The organism is Trichothermofontia sp., assembly GCF_053493415.1.
Genome location: NZ_JBRCAD010000198.1, coordinates 1 through 16,752 on the forward strand (window position 1 = coordinate 1; position 16,752 = coordinate 16,752).

Sequence of the window (16,752 nt, forward strand, 5' to 3'; positions counted from 1 at the left end):
CCCCAAATTCTCCCCCCGATTGTTAATCCCCAACCTCCAGTGGTGCTGCCCCCGGAACGGGTGCGGGCCTATTTTGTGGTGATTCCGGGTCGGGAGGATGAATTGCCCTTGATTGCCAATCGGGTGCAGGTGTTGGGGGGCAGTGAGTTACGCGTGGTCACCCGATCGCAACCCCGAGGACCACACGTGGCGATCGGTCCCTACGATCGGCGCAGTCAGGCGGAGTTTTGGAATAACTTTTTACAAAGTTCGGGCTTTCGCAATAGTCGGGTTTATTTTGGGTATTAGGGAGTTCACCGCTGAAATAACGGGTTGAATGCATGGGCAGGGGGATGAGGTCATGACAGCACCATTACGGCCCGGAGTATCACCCTCGGAATTTGGCGAAGGGCGGCCAGCAGACCTCGAGCGCTGGGTGGTGACAGCGGCCCAGATGCGGGAAATTGAGGCCCAGGTGTTCGCGGCGGGGATGCCGGTTGCCGCCCTGATGGAAAAGGTGGCTGGTTTGGTGGCGACCCGCATTCAAGCCCTCTATCCCCGTACCCAACTGGCTGGTCAAGCTGTGGGCGTATTGGTCGGTCCCGGCCACAATGGCGGCGATGCGCTGGTCGTAGCCCGTGAACTTCATCTGCAAGGGTACACCGTTCTCATTCATGCCCCGATCGCCAAACAAAAGCCCTTAACCGCCAACCATGCCCAGTATGCCCAGTATTTAGGCATTCCCTGGGTAGACACGATCGCCCCCCTTCTCGCCTGTGGCCTAGTGATCGATGGTTTGTTTGGCTTTGGCTTGGAACGGCCCTTAGCTGGGGATATGGCAACCCTAGTCGATCGCGTGAGCCAATCCGGGGCCGCGATCGTGAGTATTGATCTGCCCTCTGGCCTACACACTGATACGGGGCAGCCCTTAGGGACCGCTATCCGGGCCGATCACACCCTGTGTTTGGGCCTGTGGAAGCTTGGCCTGTTGCAGGACCCTGCCCTCCCCTACGGCGGGCATCTCAGCCTGATCGATTTTGGTCTGCCCTTGGCGGTGGTCCAGGCCGTGGTGGGGACAGTCCCCCCCATCCAGCGACTCACTGCGGCTACGGCGATCGCCCAGTTGCCCCTGCATCGCCCCCCCCTCACCCACAAGTATCAGCAAGGCCATTTGCTCCTCATCGCTGGCTCGGAACGCTATCAGGGCGCGGCCCTGCTGGCCGGGTTAGGCGCACGGGCCAGTGGTGTGGGGATGCTCTCGATCGCGGTGCCCCAACGGCTTAAACCCTTTTTCGTAAGTCACCTGCCCGATGCCCTCATCCTGGGTTGTCCGGAGACGGCAACGGGGGCGATCGCTGATCTGCCCACCGATTTGGATTTGATCACCCATTGTCCCTACAGCGCGATCGCTGCGGGACCGGGATTAACCCTGGACGCAGCAGCGGTGCTAGCACGGCTATTGGCCGTTAAGGCCTGTCCCCTGCTGTTGGATGCCGACGGGCTGAACTGGTTAGCCACGCAGACCGTTGCCAGTGCTTGCCGCGATCGGCGTGCCCCCACCGTTCTCACACCCCATGCGGGGGAATTTCGGCGGCTGTTCCCAACCCTCGCAACCAGCGAAACCGATGGAGTCACCCAGGCGGCGCGGGCAGCCCAAACCAGTGGCGCGATCGTGGTTCTTAAGGGGGCACGGACGATCGTCGCGGTCCCCGATGGCCCCCGATGGATCAATCCCGACAGTACACCGGCCCTAGCCCGGGGGGGCAGTGGTGACGTGTTGACGGGGCTACTCGGCGGCCTGATGGCCCAGGCGGCAATTCGCGCAGCGCTCCCGGCGGGAATCGCCGGTGAGGCGATGGGGGACGCGATCGCGGCGGGGGTATGGTGGCATGCCCAAGCAGGACGGTTAGCGGCGGCTGAACGGACCCTCCTGGGGGTCGATGCCCAGACCTTAAGCACCTATCTCCTGCCAGCTTTGCAGCGACAGCAAGGAAATTTGGTACGATAGGGGAGCTAGGCATCTGCGGACGTGGCGGAATTGGTAGACGCGCTAGATTTAGGTTCTAGTGTCTTTGACGTGAGAGTTCGAGTCTCTCCGTCCGCATGGGTTATGACCGCATAGGGGACATCCCAATTCCCGCCGTAACGTCAGGCGATAGCTAAAGCGATGGCGGCAGGTCGATTGCCGTCACCCTCATTATCCAGAGTAGGATGGGGGTAGGGATTAACCCGAGCGGCTGGGGGCCGCGCCCCGCTCGCTCATGCGCCCGCAATCTCAGTCCGGCAATCGTTGGGTGGCTAACGTTTTTCTATGCGTGATTTTCTTAAACAAATCCTCGCCACGGTCGTTGGGTTAATCCTGTTCTCTTCCCTGGTGATTACCGGGTTTGGGGCGCTCTTGCTGTTCCTGCTGGTTGCCACCGCCAGCCGTGAACCCACGCCTAAGGTCAAGGCCCAGTCGATTTTAGTCTTTGATCTTGCCCTGAGTGTGACCGATTCGCCGCCGCCTTTTGATCCGGCGAGTGTGTTCAGTCAAGTCCTCCTCGGTGAGGAGGATACCCACATTACCCTGCATTCCCTCACCCAGGCCCTCACCCAAGCGGCCACCGATGACAATATTGTGGCCCTGTTCCTGGATGGGCGGGCCGGAACCGGTCTGGCCGGTCCTGCTTCACTCCAGACGGTGCGATCGGCGATCGCCCAATTTCGCGCCAGCGGCAAACCGGTGCTGGCCTATGCGGTGGACTGGGCGGAACCCGCCTATGTCTTGGCTACCGAATCAGATACCCTGGCGATGAACCCGATTGGCGCCCTGGAACTCAATGGCTTCGGGGTTGAAAACGTCTTTTTAGCGGGTGCCCTCAAAAAGTTTGGGGTGGGGGTGCAAGTGGTGCGCGTCGGCCAGTATAAATCTGCGGTTGAGCCGTTGCTGTTAACCCAAAGCAGTCGGGAAAGTATTACCCAAACCCAGCAGTGGCTGGGGGATCTCTGGCAAACTACCCTGGCCCAGGTGAGTGAGGCCCGCCAACTGCGTCCCCAAGATATACAGACCATCGCTAACCAGGGCGGTTTACTGACGGCGGCGCAGGCCAAAACCCAAGGCTTGGTGGATCGTCTTGTTTATGAAGATGAACTGTGGGCGGAACTGCGGCAACTCAGCGGTAAACCAGAGGGGGATGATCCCTTTCGCCAGATTGGCGTCCGTGCCTACGCAGATACCCTGACTCCCCCTTCGCCTGCCCTGGATAACCGTCCTCGGCTGGCGCTTGTCTACGCGGAAGGGGACATTACCACGGGTGAAGGCATAGATGGCCAACCGAGTATTGGCAGCGATCGCCTGATTCGCGATTTACGCACCCTGCGCCTCGATGAGCAGGTGAAGGCGATCGTCCTGCGGATTAACAGCCCTGGGGGGGGCGCGATCGCGTCGGAACTGATCCAACGGGAGGTGGCCCTAACCCAAAAAGTCAAGCCCGTGATCGTTTCAATGGGCGATATGGCGGCCTCTGGGGGATATGGCATTGCTGTCCCGGCAGGGCATATTTTTGCGGAACCGACAACCATTACAGGGTCGATCGGTGTCTTTGGCATTCATCTCAATATCCAACAATTGGCCAATAACCAGGGGGTGACCTTTGATGCGATTAAAACCGCCCCCGCTGCCGAAGGCGAAACCCTGACCCGTCCGCTGACAGCCCAAGAACTGGCCCTGCGCCAACAATTTGCTGATCAGATCTACGATCGCTTTCTCACGGCGATCTCGGAAGCCCGTAACCTACCTAAGGCCAAGGTGGCAGCGATGGCTGAAGGACGGGTCTGGTCTGGGTTAACGGCCCAGAAGTTAGGGCTAGTCGATGAACTCGGTAACCTGGACGATGCGATCGCCTATGCTGCCGAACAGGCCCAATTAGGCGATAACTGGCAACTCGCAGAATATCCTCCCCAACGCAGGCTAGAAGAACAGCTACTCCAGCGCCTATTCCAGCGTGCGATCGCCCTCAAACTCCTCCCCACCCCCAACCCAACCCCAGCCTCCGGTCTATCGCTCCTCACCGCCGAGGGGCAACGCCTGCAACAAACCCTCACCTGGCTCCAGGCCCATCCTGCCCCCCTGGGTCTGTATGCCCGCCTGCCCTTCAACCTCACCCTGAAATAAACCTGAAATAAACAGTATGAATTTTGAATTTTGAACCATGCCCTTAACCTCCCCCCGCACCTCCCAACCTACCCGCAATTCGCCGCCACCGATTCCGGAGATGCTGGCCAAGGCTCTGGATGGCACTGACCTGACCGTCGCTGAAGCGATCGCCCTATTGCAAACCACCAACTCGGACCTGATCGCCCAAATCCGCGACACTGCCGATCAGCTCCGCCAGCGACAAGCCGGGGATACGGTTACCTATGTGATCAACCGCAATATTAACTTCACCAATATCTGCGAACAGCATTGCAACTTCTGTGCCTTTCGGCGGGATGCGGACCAACCGGGAGCCTACTGGCTGGATTGGGACACGATTCTGGCCAAGACGGAAGATGCCGTAAGACGGGGCGCGACGGAAATTTGTATGCAGGGGGGCCTGAATCCAGCGGCGAAGCTGGGCGGCTCAACCCTGGCCTACTATGAGCAACTGGTTACCACGATTAAAGCCGCCTTTCCCCAGATCCACCTCCATGCCTTTTCCCCCCAGGAAATTGCCTTTATCGCGCGGGAAGACCAGCGATCCTGTGCTGATGTGATTAGCACCCTCCAAGCTGCTGGCGTCGGATCGATGCCGGGCACTGCGGCGGAAGTGCTGAACGATCGGGTGCGTCAGGTCCTCTGTCCAGAAAAAATCAATACCGCCACCTGGCTGGATATCGTCAGCACGGCCCATCGGCTGGGCTTGCCCAGCACCAGCACCCTCCTATCGGGCCACATTGAAACGCCCGCCCACCAGATCGAACACCTCAACCACTTGCGCTCGCTCCAGCAGACGGCGATCGCCCAGGGCTATCCAGCCCGCATCACCGAATTTATTCTGCTGCCCTTTGTGGGCCAGGATGCGCCTCCTTCCTTGCGGCGGCGGGTTGGGCGCGATCAGCCCGTGTTGGCCGATGCGCTCTTACTGATGGCTGTTGCCCGGATTTTCCTGGGTAACTGGATTGCCAACCACCAGCCCAGTTGGGTCAAGTTAGGCTTAGCTGGCGCGACTGCGGCCCTTACCTGGGGGTGCAATGACATTGGCGGTACCCTCATGGAGGAGCATATTTCGACAATGGCCGGTGCCCAAGGGGGAACCTGTCTGGAGGTGGCGGATTTGCAGGGAGCCGCGATCGCGATCGGCAGACCCTACCGCCAGCGCGATACCCTCTATCAAGCTCCGTTGCAATAGACGGTTTCCCTGAACTCACACTCAGTTAAGGTCACGCGTTGAGTTGAACGATCGCTGGCCTAATAATTGATCGCGCAGGTGTTTAATTTGATCGCGAAACTTAGCTGCCTCTTCAAACTCCAGATTTTTCGCTGCGGCCTTCATTTGGGCTTCTAATTGGGTGATCAACTCTGGGATTTGCTCTAGGGGCAGTTCTGTCAAGTGTTCGTAGGCGGTTTCGAGTTCCTGGGCATTCAAGCGACGGGAAATTTCCAGGAAGGAGAGAATCGCATTGCTTGATCGCGGACGAATGGGTTGGGGTGTAATCCCATGCTGCTCGTTATAGGCCATCTGGATCTCCCGCCGCCGCTGGGTGGCGTCGATCGCCCGGACCATACTATCGGTCATATTGTCAGCATAGAGAATCGCTTGTCCGCGAATATGACGGGCCGCCCGACCAATGGTTTGGATCAGCGATCGCGTCGCCCGCAGAAACCCTTCCTTATCCGCATCCAGGATCGCCACTAATGACACTTCGGGCAGATCTAAGCCCTCCCGTAACAGGTTGACCCCAATCAGAACATCAAATTCCCCTTGGCGCAGATCCTGGAGAATTTCAATACGCTCGATCGAATGAATTTCCGAATGCAAATAGCGCACCCGGATTTGGCGTTCTTGGAGATATTCAGTCAAATCCTCCGCCATGCGCTTGGTTAGAGTGGTAATCAAAACCCGTTCTTGACGCTGCACCCGCTGTTGAATTTCACTATACAAATCATCCACCTGACCGTGCGTAGGCCGGACAAAGATTTCCGGATCAAGTACCCCCGTCGGTCGAATCACCTGCTCCACCACCCGCCCAGTCCCCGGCAGATAAACTTTGGTGTCCACTTTGCCGTTGGCAATTACCTCAAACTCGCCGCCCGACTGCTCCAATTCCCAATCCCCAGGCGTGGCAGACACAAACACACATTGACGCACCTTCTGCCAAAATTCTTCTGCCTTCAGGGGACGATTATCCGCTGCACTGGGCAACCGGAAACCATGATCAATCAAGACTCGCTTGCGGGCCTGGTCACCGTTATACATCCCCCGCAATTGGGGCACCGTTACGTGGGATTCATCCATCACCAGCAGCCAGTCCTGGGGAAAGTAATCAATCAAGCATTCGGGCGGTTCACCCGCAGCCCGCCCAGCCAAGTGGCGGGAATAGTTTTCAACCCCGTTGCAGTAACCCACTTGTCGTAACATTTCCAGGTCATAGCGGGTGCGTTGATCCAGGCGTTGAGCCTCTAATAATTTGCCCGCCGCTTCCAACACTTGGAGCTGTTCCTTGAGTTCCGCCGCGATCGCGTCACAGGCTGCCTCCAGACGATCCGCCGGGGTCACAAAGTGACGAGCCGGATAAATATTCACGGCTTCCAGGCTTTGCAACGTTGCGCCGGTAATGGGATCAATGTAACGAATGGCATCAATCTCGTCTCCGAAAAATTCTACCCGAATAATGCGATCCTCATAGGCCGGACCAATTTCTAAGACATCCCCTTTGACCCGAAAGCGTCCCCGCCCTAAATCTAGATCGTTACGGGTATATTGAATGGTCGATAAGTCGCGCAAAACCCGTCGCTGATCGGCTGCCATCCCTACCTTAAGTGAAATCGCCGCTTTCAAGTATTCCGCAGGAATGCCTAGACCGTAAATACAACTGATGGAAGCAACCACAATCACATCCCGCCGTTCAAACAGCGATCGGGTAGCCGAGTGGCGCAACATATCAATTTCCTCGTTGATTGAAGCGCTTTTTTCAATATAGGTATCGGTTACCGGAATATAGGCTTCCGGCTGGTAGTAGTCATAATAAGAGATGAAATACTCAACCGCATTATGGGGAAAAAATTCCCGTAATTCATTGCACAGTTGGGCGGCTAGGGTTTTGTTATGGGCTAATACCAAAGTGGGTTTACCAATTTCGGCAATAACCCGTGCCATCGTATGGGTTTTACCGGTCCCTGTTGCTCCCAGGAGGGTTTGGAATGGATAGTCTTGGCGCAGGAGTTGGCTGAGTTGCGCGATCGCCTGGGGTTGATCACCTGTGGGTTCAAAGGGCGCTTGAATTTGAAAATCCATATTGATGCTTGCGGAAATAGCCAATCACTGTTCCTATGATGCCTATTTTTCAGGAAAAACCGCTAGCGTAAAACCATTTCCTCCTGCCATGAGCCAATCACCCTATGTCTGCTGCTATCCCAGACACCGCCACGCAGTCTCCTTTCCCTGAAACCGTTGCAACGGCTGGGGAGGCTGCCGTGGCCCCTTGGGTCATATGGCCCCCCACTGACCTCGATAGTGACTGGAGCGAGCAATTGGGGCTATCCCTGGGGGTTGACCACGAGCAACTGCGGTTCTTCACCCCCGCCGGCGAGCGAGTCCCGACCCCAGAAGAATCAGCCATGCAGGCGCAGCAACAGTTGGACGCCGAACAGCAACGTAATGCTGTGCTGGCCGCCAAGCTGCGGGAGTTGGGGATTGATCCAGAGGCACTAGGACCAGTGACGCTAGGGTGAAGTGCCTGGCCGCTGGCCGGACAGGGGAATGAGCGCGGCGGCTTCTACGGCACAATGGGATTAGGCTCAATCCGTACAGACCCCTTTAGACCCCCATGCAAACCCCGATCGCCTCTGCGGTTCCGTTATCGACGCCGCTGTCCCCTAGCTCTTTGCCAGGAACAACGTTGCCAACCAGCGGTGCCCCCTTTGATGCGCAGCACCCCCCCGACCCGAAGTTAATCGATACCTGTGTCCATTGCGGGTTTTGCCTAGCCACCTGTCCGAGCTATCGGGTGATTGGGAAGGAAACCGATTCACCCCGTGGGCGGATCTACCTGATGGATGCCATCAATGAAGGGGAAGCGGGCCTCACTGCGGCAACGGTGGGTCACTTTGATAGTTGCTTGGGCTGTTTGGCCTGTGTGAGTACCTGCCCGTCGGGGGTGCAGTATGACCAGTTGATTGCCGCAACGCGACCCCAGGTGGAACGGAATTACGATCGCCCCCTCGCCGATCGCTGGCTCCGCACTCTAATTTTTCAACTGTTTCCCTACCCCGATCGCCTGCGTTGGTTCCTGCCGTTTTTCCGCCTCTATCAACGCTCGGGCCTACAAACTTGGGTCCAAAAAAGCCAACTGTTGGCCCGGATCTCCCCCCAATTGGCGGCAATGGAGGCGCTCTTGCCCACGCTATCGGGACCGGCCCCAGTGCCCCAAACAGGGGTGATTCCGGCCCAGGGAACGCGGCGATATCGGGTGGGCATGATTTTGGGCTGTGTACAGCAGTTGTTTTTTGATGCGGTGAATGCGGCAACCGTGCGGGTATTGACCGCTAATGGTTGTGAGGTGGTGATTCCCGCCGGCCAGGGCTGTTGTGCGGCGTTGCCCTACCATCAAGGCGAAGAAGCCCAGGCGCAAACCCTGGCCCGTCAGATGATCGATCGGTTTGCCCAGACGGGGGTGGATGCGATTATCATCAATGCGGCTGGCTGTGGCCATACCTTAAAGGAATACGGGCACCTGTTGCAGGATGATCCGGTCTACCGCGATCGGGCTGTTGCCTTTGCCCAACAAGTGCGGGATGTGCAGGAATTTTTGGCCGAGGTGGGGTTAACGGTTCCCTTGCACCCCTTGGCGGGCGATCGGCCCCTGACGGTGGTGTATCAGGATGCCTGCCATTTGCTCCACGGCCAGCGCATCAGTGTGCAACCGCGCCAGTTATTACGCCAGATCCCCAACCTGGTGCTACGGGAACCGGTGGATGCGGCCCTGTGTTGTGGTAGTGCCGGGGTTTACAATATGCTGCAACCGGATGTGGCCGCCGAGTTAGGCCAGCAGAAGGTGCAAAACCTATTGGCCACCCAACCCGATCTGATTGCCTCCGCGAATCCGGGGTGTACGCTTCAGCTACAACTGCATCTGCGGGCACAGGGGCAAACGATTTCGGTGTGGCATCCGATCCAGTTGCTTGATCGCGCCATCCGGGGCGTATCCCTAACGCCTGACGCGCCGGTTGCGGGGAGATGATCGCACCGAGCGCGTTGGCTCAGGACTGCTCTTCGTGAAGCGGGACATTTTCCATCTGTAGCGGTGCCGCTTGCGATTCCGGCAACTGGGCCACTACGGTTTCGGTGGCTTTTTCCTTGATGACCACCGGGAAGCGGAGGGGTTGGGGGGCTTCGGCTTGCAGATTAGCCAGGGGTAACACTTGCATGAGTTCTTCCAGGGGCCGGGGAATGACCATGATCGCATGGAGTTCGCCAATCCGTTCGGCTTCATACATGCCCGCTTCCACGGCGATCGTGACATCACTCACCCGCCCTTGCACGATCGCCGTACATAGGCCATCGCCGATCGTCTCGTAGCCCACCAATTGCACATTGGCTGACTTGAGCATAGCGTCCGCCGCCCCCACCATTGCCGGAAAACCGCGAGTTTCCAGTAACCCCACCGCATGGGTACTGATGCGACTCCCTTCCTGCTGGGCGGCAATCCGGGCAAAATCTTTACTAATCGGTAAGACCAATTCCAAATTGGGCAGTGGCCGAGGTAACACGAGGCTGGAGACAAATTGTTCAAACTGCTTCGCCGTTTCCGCCCCCTGGCTCACGGCTAACCGGACATCGGCAAACCGTCCGCGCACGATCGCCGTACAAAAACCACTCCCCGTTTTTTCATAGCCCACCAGCTTGACATCTGCCGACTTGAGCATCATGTCGGCGGTGCCAATAATGGCAGGAAAACTGTGGGTACACACCAACCCCAACGCTCCCAAGTCCGGTTGTGCTGGGGGCCTCCCGCTACTGGGCTTCAGATCGAGGGAACCGGTACCCCGCCCGTTTGGAGACGATGCTGTAATTTGGGGGTGAATCTGCATGGTGTTCTCTACTTACCAATCCAATGGTGACACAGAAACCCCATTCGATGCTATGGCTGCCGCGATCGGGCGATGGGCAAACGGGAGACCGCCGCAATGGCCGGGACAGCCGAGGCGGCTATCCCACCAGCACAGAACATAAAGGCGATGATCCGCCTTCCTAACTACTCACCGCCCGCTGGGGACGATCCCGGCGGCGGCGAGAACAAATAATACCGTAACCGCTCAAAATGGGCCTTACCATAGACCGACCCCGGTGGTTTTGGCGATAATTCAGGTTCAGGCGCAGGCGACGATTCAGATACCGGGGGGGATGACGCGGGTGTGGCTGCCGCTGGTGTGGTCACTGCCGGAGCCGTGGTTGCCGTGGCGGTTGGCTCTGGTTGTGACGCTGGGGGAGGCCCTACTGATGCTTCCGGAACGGCATAGCGAACTTCCGAGTGGAACACCGTATGCTCTGCCTCCAGGATCGGTTTCTCTGGCGTTTCCCCAATCTGCCGACTGGTGTCGCCGAGGAGGGAGGCCGGGGGAATCAGTTGACCGCGATCGATCGAGGTATTGAACACTGTGGTCGTTGCGCCAACACAGGTATTGGCCCCAATACAGCCCGCCCCAACGACTAGGACGCCAGCCCCCAGGGTAGCCCCGGCTTCGATCGTCAAGTCACCGCCGTGGGCATGGAGGATCGCCCCCAAGCCAATACAAACCCCAGCACCGATGATGATCCGACTGCCGGGATCGGCCAGCATCAACACCCCTGGGGCGATGACCGCATCACGATGGATGACCACATCGCCACTCAGGTAGGTTGATAAGTCCGGCGATCGGAGCGGTTGCAGGTGCATGGATTCGAGAGGGCTAGGATCAACGAGGGCTAGTGGTCTGTCATGCCGAAAAAGGAGACGGGTAGGTTGGTGTCGAGTGTGTGAGGCCCAAGACATTTACCAGCCTTGTGGGATCGCTCTGGGTTTGCCCCAACCGACAACATCACGCTTGATCAACCACTAGGGGGCACTAGGGCTTCTGGATGACCAATTCCAGGACTCGCCGTTTTGCCTGGGTATCAATCCCCAACAGCCGCACATATTCCCCCTGGTGTTCCTGCAAACAGGCCTCAAGCGCTTGGAGGACATCGCGCTCCGAAGTCGAGGGGATAGGGGCACAGCTTTCCCAGGAACTCGTGCGGAAGCGGCGGGGGGTGGCGTGTTCCGTGCCAATGCGATACCCCTGGGATAGGAGTTTACGCACCTGGCTCACGATATCGGCAGCGAGGGCGGTGGCGGCGGCACGGCTGGCCGTCCCATTCCCCGGCGATCGTCCGCTAGACTTGGCGGCACTGTAGGAGGATTGCCCAAAGCCCTTACCGGCGGTTGAGGCCGCCGACCCATTCCCATTGCTCTGGCCATTGGGTCGCTGAATGATTTGCTCCGACACCCGGCGCTTCGCGTTGGCATCAATCCCCAGTAGGCGCACATACTCGCCCGCATGATCCCGTAGGAACGCCTCGAGTTCGGCCAGGATGCCAGGTTCATGGCTAGCTTGAATCGAGCCGTTTTGCCAGGACCCCGTGCGGAAGCGGCGTTCGTTGGCATATTCCACCCCAACCTGGTAGCCCTGGGCCAGGAGTTGCCGGACTTGGCTGGCGAGCTCCCCACCCCCATGACCATTGCCGGACGGGCTATAACTGCGAAAGCTAGGGGCACTGTCGCTACGACTGGCGGCACTACTGCGGCTATCGGTCGCGATCGCGGCGGCTTGACCGGGCCGTTGGATTAAGACCTCTCCTACCCGCCGTTTCGCTTGGGGATCAACCCCCAAGAGGCGCACATATTCGTTGGCATGTTCTTGCAGGAAGGCGTTCAGTTCTGAGAGGATACCCGCTTCGTGGGTGGCTTGGAGGGCGGCACTTTGCCAGGACCCAGTCCGAAAACGGCGATCGTTGGCATACTCCAACCCAATCCGGCAACCTTGGGACAGGAAGCGACGGACCTGACTGGCCACGTCGGCACTCGCTCCCGTCGTTGCGCCTGCACTCACCGGTTGACTGGGGGCGGTAGCCACCCGGCTACCCATGCTGCTGGGTGCTGGAGGGTTACCATTCGGCTGCTGAATGATCATTTCCAGGACTCGGCGTTTTGCCTGGGTATCAATCCCCAGCAGGCGCACATATTCCCCTGCATGTTCCTGGAGACAGGCCCCCAACCCCTTCAGCACTTCGGCCTCGTAGGTGGATTGGATGGGGGCACAGGTCTGCCAGGACCCCGTGCGGAAGCGGCGGGCATCGGCGTGTTCCGTGCCAATCCGGTAGCCTTGTGAAAGTAAATTGCGAACCTGAGTTACTACCTCAGAACTAAGTCCATAGCTCATACTCCTGCCTCCTTCAGTCGCGTCGCTGCGTCCGTGTGTGTGTGTTGGGTCATCGGGTGTGATGGCATTGCGGATCGGGTTAATACAACTGGCATCGGCGGCACAGTGGTAGCCCGCCCGCAGGGCATCGTTAATTGAAATCACGTGGCTGGCAAAGTTCAAGTCCTCGGCCCGCACGTCCGTCAGGCGATCGACTTGCTGCTGATGGGTAATGACGGCCCCGGAGGGCACATATTTCCCCGCTGGAATTTCCACATCCTGGATCAGCACATGCATCATAATGATGCAACCGTGACCAATCCGGGCATTAAAAACGGTGGAACGAAAGCCAATAAAACAATCATTGCCAATGTAACAAGGACCATGCACTAGGGCCTTGTGGGTAATTGAGGTGTTCTGGCCAATCCAGACCGAATACTCCTGCTGGTCATCGCCCAGCACGCGGCCCCGCTCTAAACCATGAATGACAACGCCATCCTGGATATTGCTACCCTCCCCAATGCGGAATGGTGCCCCTTCATCCGCCCGCACGGAGGTACCGGGAGCGATCAGAACGTTGGCACCTACCTGCACATCGCCAATAATACTGGCGGAAGGGTGGACATAGGCGGTGGCATGAATCTTCGGTTCCGCAAGGGTCTGGGACCAGGGGGTGGGGGGAGCCGCGATGCGGGTTGCACTCCCTGGGGGAGTCGGATGGGCAACCATGAATGAAACCTCTTAAACTCAGCGCAGATCAAGCGTTCAAATCAGCGGTCACTAAACCGCAATTAACCGGAATTAAAAGCAATCCATGACCGTCAATTGCTAGCTTGGGATGGATGTTGACAAGGACTCTATCGGGATCGTCTGGTGAGCAGACCTTTGCCAGTATCCACGCGCGATGGGGGTTACCGTTTACCGGGGTTACTTACTGGGGTTACCTTTGCCAGTCAGCCACTTCTGGGCCACCCCAACCACCCCCGTGAGTTAGGCTCACACCACTGGTCATGGCTAGGTGCCTCGGCTCGCTTCGCACGTCACGATCGCGCCTCGTCTTCTCGTTTGCTGTAAATCAAGCGATTTTCGACGTTAATGGTGTCGATGATGGCAACAACCGCAGCATCGATCGGACGATCCAGGCTATCCCGCACCTGCCGAGCCGGACTGCCGCGACTCACCAGCACCCACTCACCCACCCCTGCGCCTACGGTATCAGCAGCTACCTCGTAGCCCGGTAGGGGTTGGCCTTTGTCATCCATAAACTGGAGGACCAAAAGTTTAACCCCTTGCAGACTGGGTTCTTTATAGGTACTCACGACGGTGCCCCGCACTTTGGCAATGAGCATGATGGCTTAGGCGCGATAGGGCCGAACCGCGTTCGCATTTTCACGGAACTGTTCCACCGCTTCGGTATAGCGGATGGGCAGCACGTATTCCAGATTTTCATGGGGACGAGCGATGATGTGGTGGGAGAGCATTTGGCCCCCAGCCACGCGCTTGACGGAATCCAAGCCGGCAGAAACCGAGGCTTGCACTTCCGAGACATCTCCTCGGACAATCACGGTCACGCGACCGCTACCGATTTTTTCGTAGCCGACGAGGGTCACACGGGCAGCTTTCACCATTGCATCTGCTGCTTCTACAACCGCTGGGAACCCCAGGGTTTCAATCATCCCTACCGCAATTGGCATTGTTACTTTCCTCTAAATCGTCAGTCAATATCGTCAATCAATCGTCAGTCAATTCTGTTGGGGCGATCGCTGATGCCTGCAATGGCGATCCCTAGGGCACGATCGCTACACCCGGAACTGCTCGACTTCTGGGGTATAGCGGATGGGCAAAACATACTCCAGGTTTTCGTGGGGACGGGCGATGATGTGGTGGGACAGGATTTCCCCGCCAGCCACGCGGCGAGCTGAGTCTAAGCCTGCGGAAACCGAGGCTTGCACTTCCGAGACATCTCCCCGCACAATGACGGTAACGCGGCCACTGCCAATTTTTTCATAGCCCACCAGTGTGACCCGCGCTGCCTTCACCATCGCATCGGCAGCTTCTACAACCGCAGGAAACCCCTTCGTCTCAATCATCCCTACTGCAATTGGCATGGTTCAAATCCTTTAACTAAGTGCAACGCTTAATGATCCCTAGCGCGAAGGCCAGGAATATTTACTACGGGAATATCCACATTAAAAGTGTGGTTACCTTTATGAATTAAGCGTAAGTTGAATTGGATCGCTTGACAATCTTGATCATAATGCTGATTCAAAATCGAAAATATTAACAATAGTAATACTTCGATGAGCATCAGCTCCCAGTCTCGCTGGCAGCAGGCCCCCCAGGGTTGCTAGGAAAGGGGTTGGGAGCTTTGGCGACAAAATGTGAAGATCATTAACTTGATCAATCCAAAGATCCCCTTTTGTGATAGAGACTTTTATCAAAAGGGGAGCAATCATTAGGGAACCTGACCGGTGTACAACCCCCAGCCCTGACATCAAGGGATGATTGGTCTAACTTAACCTTAAGGGCACCTCAGAAAATACCCATTTTCGCCACTGTACCCACGCCAGCCTGAGGGTTTGAGGGGAGCAGCTCTGCCACCGACTTCAATAAATATTAATTTACATTGCGACTGGCGGTTGCTGTGCTAGGATGATTATCCGGAGCTAAGGGCGTGTAGCTCAGTGGACTAGAGCACGTGGCTACGGACCACGGTGTCGGGGGTTCGAATCCCTCCTCGCCCGTTCAAAATCCTGGCAGATCCTTAGCTGAGGAGCGTGCATGGCAGGTTAAGCTGTCTGAGCGCTGGTTTAGGTGGAAATGCGGTAGCTGTCACGGCCTCGGCCCAGGGCAAACTGGAGCGATCGCGGCACATCCTTGCCAATCTGGGTCACGAACACCCCCAGGGCGATCGCCATCAGGATGGCAGCGAGGCCAAAAGCTGGGCCGTACCCCCCGTGCTCGGCAATGAGGCCCAACAGTGGTCCGGCGATCGCAATCCCCAAATCCAGGCCCCCCATACACACCCCCAAGACACGCCCCCGTTCCTGCGCCAGGGAGCGATCGGCCATGAGGGCCGAAATCATCGGCATGATGACGCCAAACCCAGCCCCCTCCAGCAGCGCGGCCCCTAGGAAGAGGGGTGTTGTCTGGGCCAACCAGAGGATCAGCGTCGCAAACGTATAGCACAGCAGACTCAAGGTAATGAATAGCCCGCGCCCGTAGCGATCGGAGAACCGGCCAATCAGCGGTCGCAACAGGAAACTCGCCGACGCTCCCGCCGCGTAGAACAGCCCCGCGTTGAGGTCAATGCTCCGCTCTCGTAGCAGTAAGGGGACGAAGGACACAACCGTACCGAGGGAAATGCCAAACAATACTAAGACTAGGGCTGGGACCCGAACCCGAGGGCTACGGAGCAGCGATCGCAAACTTGTACCCAGCGCATCCACCGTCGTGGTCGGGTCAGGGGGAACACGGGAGTCCTGCACCCGTAACGTCAGCAGAAACCCCACCCAGCCCAGCCCAGCCGCCAGCAGAAACAGGGGCGTATACCCCCAACTGGCCTGCATCCCGCCACCGATCAGGGGACCCAAACTGGCCCCGATCGGGTTTGCCAAACTCATATACCCAATCAACGTTCCCCGTGCTGCGAGGGGAGCCACATCGACCACCAAGGTGACATAGGCGGTCGCAAAGGCCGCGATACTCACGCCATGAAAGGCACGGGTGATAAAGATGGGCACCAGGGCGGGGAAAAAGAGATAGCCCAGCGGGGCGATCGCGGCCACCGCTAATCCGATCGCGAGGACCAGTTTACGGCTTCGGTAATCGGCGAGGTAACCCATCCAGGAGCGAGCAGCCAAGAGGCCAATCGAAAAAGCCCCCATTGCCCAGCCCACTGCCTGCCGGCTACCGCCCACATCTTCCACATACAGTGGCAACACGGGCAGCATGGAGGAGAGACTCATCCAGAACACCAACCCCACACTGAATAGGATGGCTAAATTGATTTTGACGGTCCGATCGAGACTTAACTTACTCAAGTCGATACCTCATGTCACCCCACGGGCCACCTTTTAGTTTCTTTTAGTTTTAACAGACGTAATTTAAGCGATCCTAATGGGCTGCTCGCCCAATCCCCAGCCGACGCGCCT

The 16,752-nt window shown here is 57.9% G+C and carries 15 protein-coding genes and 2 tRNA genes; 9 read left to right on the plus strand and 8 right to left on the minus strand.

The window, feature by feature from the left end; all coding sequences use genetic code 11:
- The 5 genes from ACWIUF_RS17415 to cofH form a co-directional block, all read left to right on the plus strand.
- The coding region (locus ACWIUF_RS17415) for a hypothetical protein (protein WP_448573792.1) at positions 1 to 288 on the plus strand (288 nt) is incomplete at its 5' end.
- 52 nt (positions 289 to 340) lie between these two features.
- Entirely contained in the window at positions 341 to 1,987 is a 1,647-nt protein-coding gene (locus ACWIUF_RS17420; RefSeq protein WP_448573793.1) for an NAD(P)H-hydrate dehydratase, read from the plus strand.
- 15 nt (positions 1,988 to 2,002) lie between these two features.
- Positions 2,003 to 2,083: transfer RNA gene (locus ACWIUF_RS17425), tRNA-Leu, on the plus strand.
- Between the two features lie 207 nt (positions 2,084 to 2,290).
- The gene (sppA, locus tag ACWIUF_RS17430) at positions 2,291 to 4,135 is read left to right on the plus strand and encodes a signal peptide peptidase SppA (protein ID WP_448573794.1); all 1,845 of its coding nucleotides are present in this window, start codon (positions 2,291 to 2,293) and stop codon (positions 4,133 to 4,135) included.
- Between the two features lie 37 nt (positions 4,136 to 4,172).
- A complete protein-coding gene (gene cofH, locus ACWIUF_RS17435) occupies positions 4,173 to 5,351 on the plus strand; it encodes a 7,8-didemethyl-8-hydroxy-5-deazariboflavin synthase subunit CofH (protein ID WP_448573795.1) in 1,179 nt (392 codons plus the stop codon).
- 21 nt (positions 5,352 to 5,372) lie between these two features.
- Here the strand turns inward: cofH and uvrB are convergent, their stop codons facing one another.
- Positions 5,373 to 7,481 (minus strand): excinuclease ABC subunit UvrB, encoded by a 2,109-nt coding sequence (uvrB, locus tag ACWIUF_RS17440; protein ID WP_448573796.1) that lies wholly within the window; start codon positions 7,479 to 7,481, stop codon positions 5,373 to 5,375.
- Between the two features lie 80 nt (positions 7,482 to 7,561).
- Here uvrB and ACWIUF_RS17445 point away from each other — a divergent pair, with 80 nt between their 5' ends.
- Together ACWIUF_RS17445 and ACWIUF_RS17450 are read left to right on the plus strand one after the other, a co-directional pair.
- Positions 7,562 to 7,894, plus strand: coding sequence for a hypothetical protein (locus tag ACWIUF_RS17445; protein WP_448573797.1), 333 nt, complete (start codon positions 7,562 to 7,564; stop codon positions 7,892 to 7,894).
- Between the two features lie 95 nt (positions 7,895 to 7,989).
- On the plus strand, positions 7,990 to 9,402 hold the full coding sequence (locus tag ACWIUF_RS17450) for a (Fe-S)-binding protein (RefSeq protein WP_448573798.1): 1,413 nt from the start codon (positions 7,990 to 7,992) through the stop codon (positions 9,400 to 9,402).
- A gap of 19 nt (positions 9,403 to 9,421) precedes the next feature.
- Here ACWIUF_RS17450 and ACWIUF_RS17455 read toward each other — a convergent pair whose 3' ends face one another.
- The gene (locus ACWIUF_RS17455; RefSeq protein ID WP_448573799.1) at positions 9,422 to 10,252 is read right to left on the minus strand and encodes a carbon dioxide-concentrating mechanism protein CcmK; all 831 of its coding nucleotides are present in this window, start codon (positions 10,250 to 10,252) and stop codon (positions 9,422 to 9,424) included.
- A gap of 23 nt (positions 10,253 to 10,275) precedes the next feature.
- Here ACWIUF_RS17455 and ACWIUF_RS17460 point away from each other — a divergent pair, with 23 nt between their 5' ends.
- Positions 10,276 to 10,416 carry a hypothetical protein gene (locus ACWIUF_RS17460; RefSeq protein ID WP_448573800.1) on the plus strand — a complete coding sequence of 47 codons (141 nt, stop codon included), beginning with the start codon at positions 10,276 to 10,278 and terminating at the stop codon, positions 10,414 to 10,416.
- On the opposite strand, the gene ACWIUF_RS17465 is transcribed toward ACWIUF_RS17460, so the two are convergent.
- The 5 genes from ACWIUF_RS17465 to ACWIUF_RS17485 all read right to left on the minus strand — a co-directional run bounded on the left by ACWIUF_RS17465 (position 10,417) and on the right by ACWIUF_RS17485 (position 14,706).
- Positions 10,417 to 11,097: a hypothetical protein gene (locus ACWIUF_RS17465; protein WP_448573801.1), complete on the minus strand. Its 681-nt coding sequence runs from the start codon at positions 11,095 to 11,097 to the stop codon at positions 10,417 to 10,419.
- A gap of 169 nt (positions 11,098 to 11,266) precedes the next feature.
- Positions 11,267 to 13,327: a ribulose bisphosphate carboxylase small subunit gene (locus tag ACWIUF_RS17470; protein WP_448573802.1), complete on the minus strand. Its 2,061-nt coding sequence runs from the start codon at positions 13,325 to 13,327 to the stop codon at positions 11,267 to 11,269.
- A gap of 311 nt (positions 13,328 to 13,638) precedes the next feature.
- Entirely contained in the window at positions 13,639 to 13,947 is a 309-nt protein-coding gene (locus ACWIUF_RS17475) for a EutN/CcmL family microcompartment protein (protein WP_448573803.1), read from the minus strand.
- Positions 13,948 to 13,953: 6 nt separating this feature from the next.
- On the minus strand, positions 13,954 to 14,292 hold the full coding sequence (locus ACWIUF_RS17480; RefSeq protein ID WP_265901244.1) for a carbon dioxide-concentrating mechanism protein CcmK: 339 nt from the start codon (positions 14,290 to 14,292) through the stop codon (positions 13,954 to 13,956).
- 105 nt (positions 14,293 to 14,397) lie between these two features.
- Positions 14,398 to 14,706 (minus strand): carbon dioxide-concentrating mechanism protein CcmK, encoded by a 309-nt coding sequence (locus ACWIUF_RS17485; RefSeq protein WP_265901243.1) that lies wholly within the window; start codon positions 14,704 to 14,706, stop codon positions 14,398 to 14,400.
- A gap of 562 nt (positions 14,707 to 15,268) precedes the next feature.
- Here ACWIUF_RS17485 and ACWIUF_RS17490 point away from each other — a divergent pair.
- Positions 15,269 to 15,342 (plus strand) — tRNA-Arg (locus tag ACWIUF_RS17490).
- A 66-nt stretch (positions 15,343 to 15,408) separates the two neighbouring features.
- Here the strand turns inward: ACWIUF_RS17490 and ACWIUF_RS17495 are convergent.
- Positions 15,409 to 16,641 (minus strand): MFS transporter, encoded by a 1,233-nt coding sequence (locus ACWIUF_RS17495; protein WP_448573804.1) that lies wholly within the window; start codon positions 16,639 to 16,641, stop codon positions 15,409 to 15,411.
- Between the last annotated feature and the right edge of the window lie 111 nt (positions 16,642 to 16,752).

What these genes read in the sequence shown, in the direction of transcription:
- ACWIUF_RS17420 (WP_448573793.1), top strand. Translation starts at nt 341, where the DNA reads ATGACAGCACCATTACGGCCCGGAGTATCACCCTCGGAATTTGGCGAA.
- sppA (WP_448573794.1), top strand. Translation starts at nt 2,291, where the DNA reads ATGCGTGATTTTCTTAAACAAATCCTCGCCACGGTCGTTGGGTTAATC.
- cofH (WP_448573795.1), top strand. Translation starts at nt 4,173, where the DNA reads ATGCCCTTAACCTCCCCCCGCACCTCCCAACCTACCCGCAATTCGCCG.
- ACWIUF_RS17445 (WP_448573797.1), top strand. Translation starts at nt 7,562, where the DNA reads ATGTCTGCTGCTATCCCAGACACCGCCACGCAGTCTCCTTTCCCTGAA.
- ACWIUF_RS17450 (WP_448573798.1), top strand. Translation starts at nt 7,990, where the DNA reads ATGCAAACCCCGATCGCCTCTGCGGTTCCGTTATCGACGCCGCTGTCC.
- ACWIUF_RS17455 (WP_448573799.1), bottom strand. Translation starts at nt 10,252, where the DNA reads ATGCAGATTCACCCCCAAATTACAGCATCGTCTCCAAACGGGCGGGGT.
- ACWIUF_RS17460 (WP_448573800.1), top strand. Translation starts at nt 10,276, where the DNA reads ATGGTGACACAGAAACCCCATTCGATGCTATGGCTGCCGCGATCGGGC.
- ACWIUF_RS17465 (WP_448573801.1), bottom strand. Translation starts at nt 11,097, where the DNA reads ATGCACCTGCAACCGCTCCGATCGCCGGACTTATCAACCTACCTGAGT.
- ACWIUF_RS17470 (WP_448573802.1), bottom strand. Translation starts at nt 13,327, where the DNA reads ATGGTTGCCCATCCGACTCCCCCAGGGAGTGCAACCCGCATCGCGGCT.
- ACWIUF_RS17475 (WP_448573803.1), bottom strand. Translation starts at nt 13,947, where the DNA reads ATGCTCATTGCCAAAGTGCGGGGCACCGTCGTGAGTACCTATAAAGAA.
- ACWIUF_RS17480 (WP_265901244.1), bottom strand. Translation starts at nt 14,292, where the DNA reads ATGCCAATTGCGGTAGGGATGATTGAAACCCTGGGGTTCCCAGCGGTT.
- ACWIUF_RS17485 (WP_265901243.1), bottom strand. Translation starts at nt 14,706, where the DNA reads ATGCCAATTGCAGTAGGGATGATTGAGACGAAGGGGTTTCCTGCGGTT.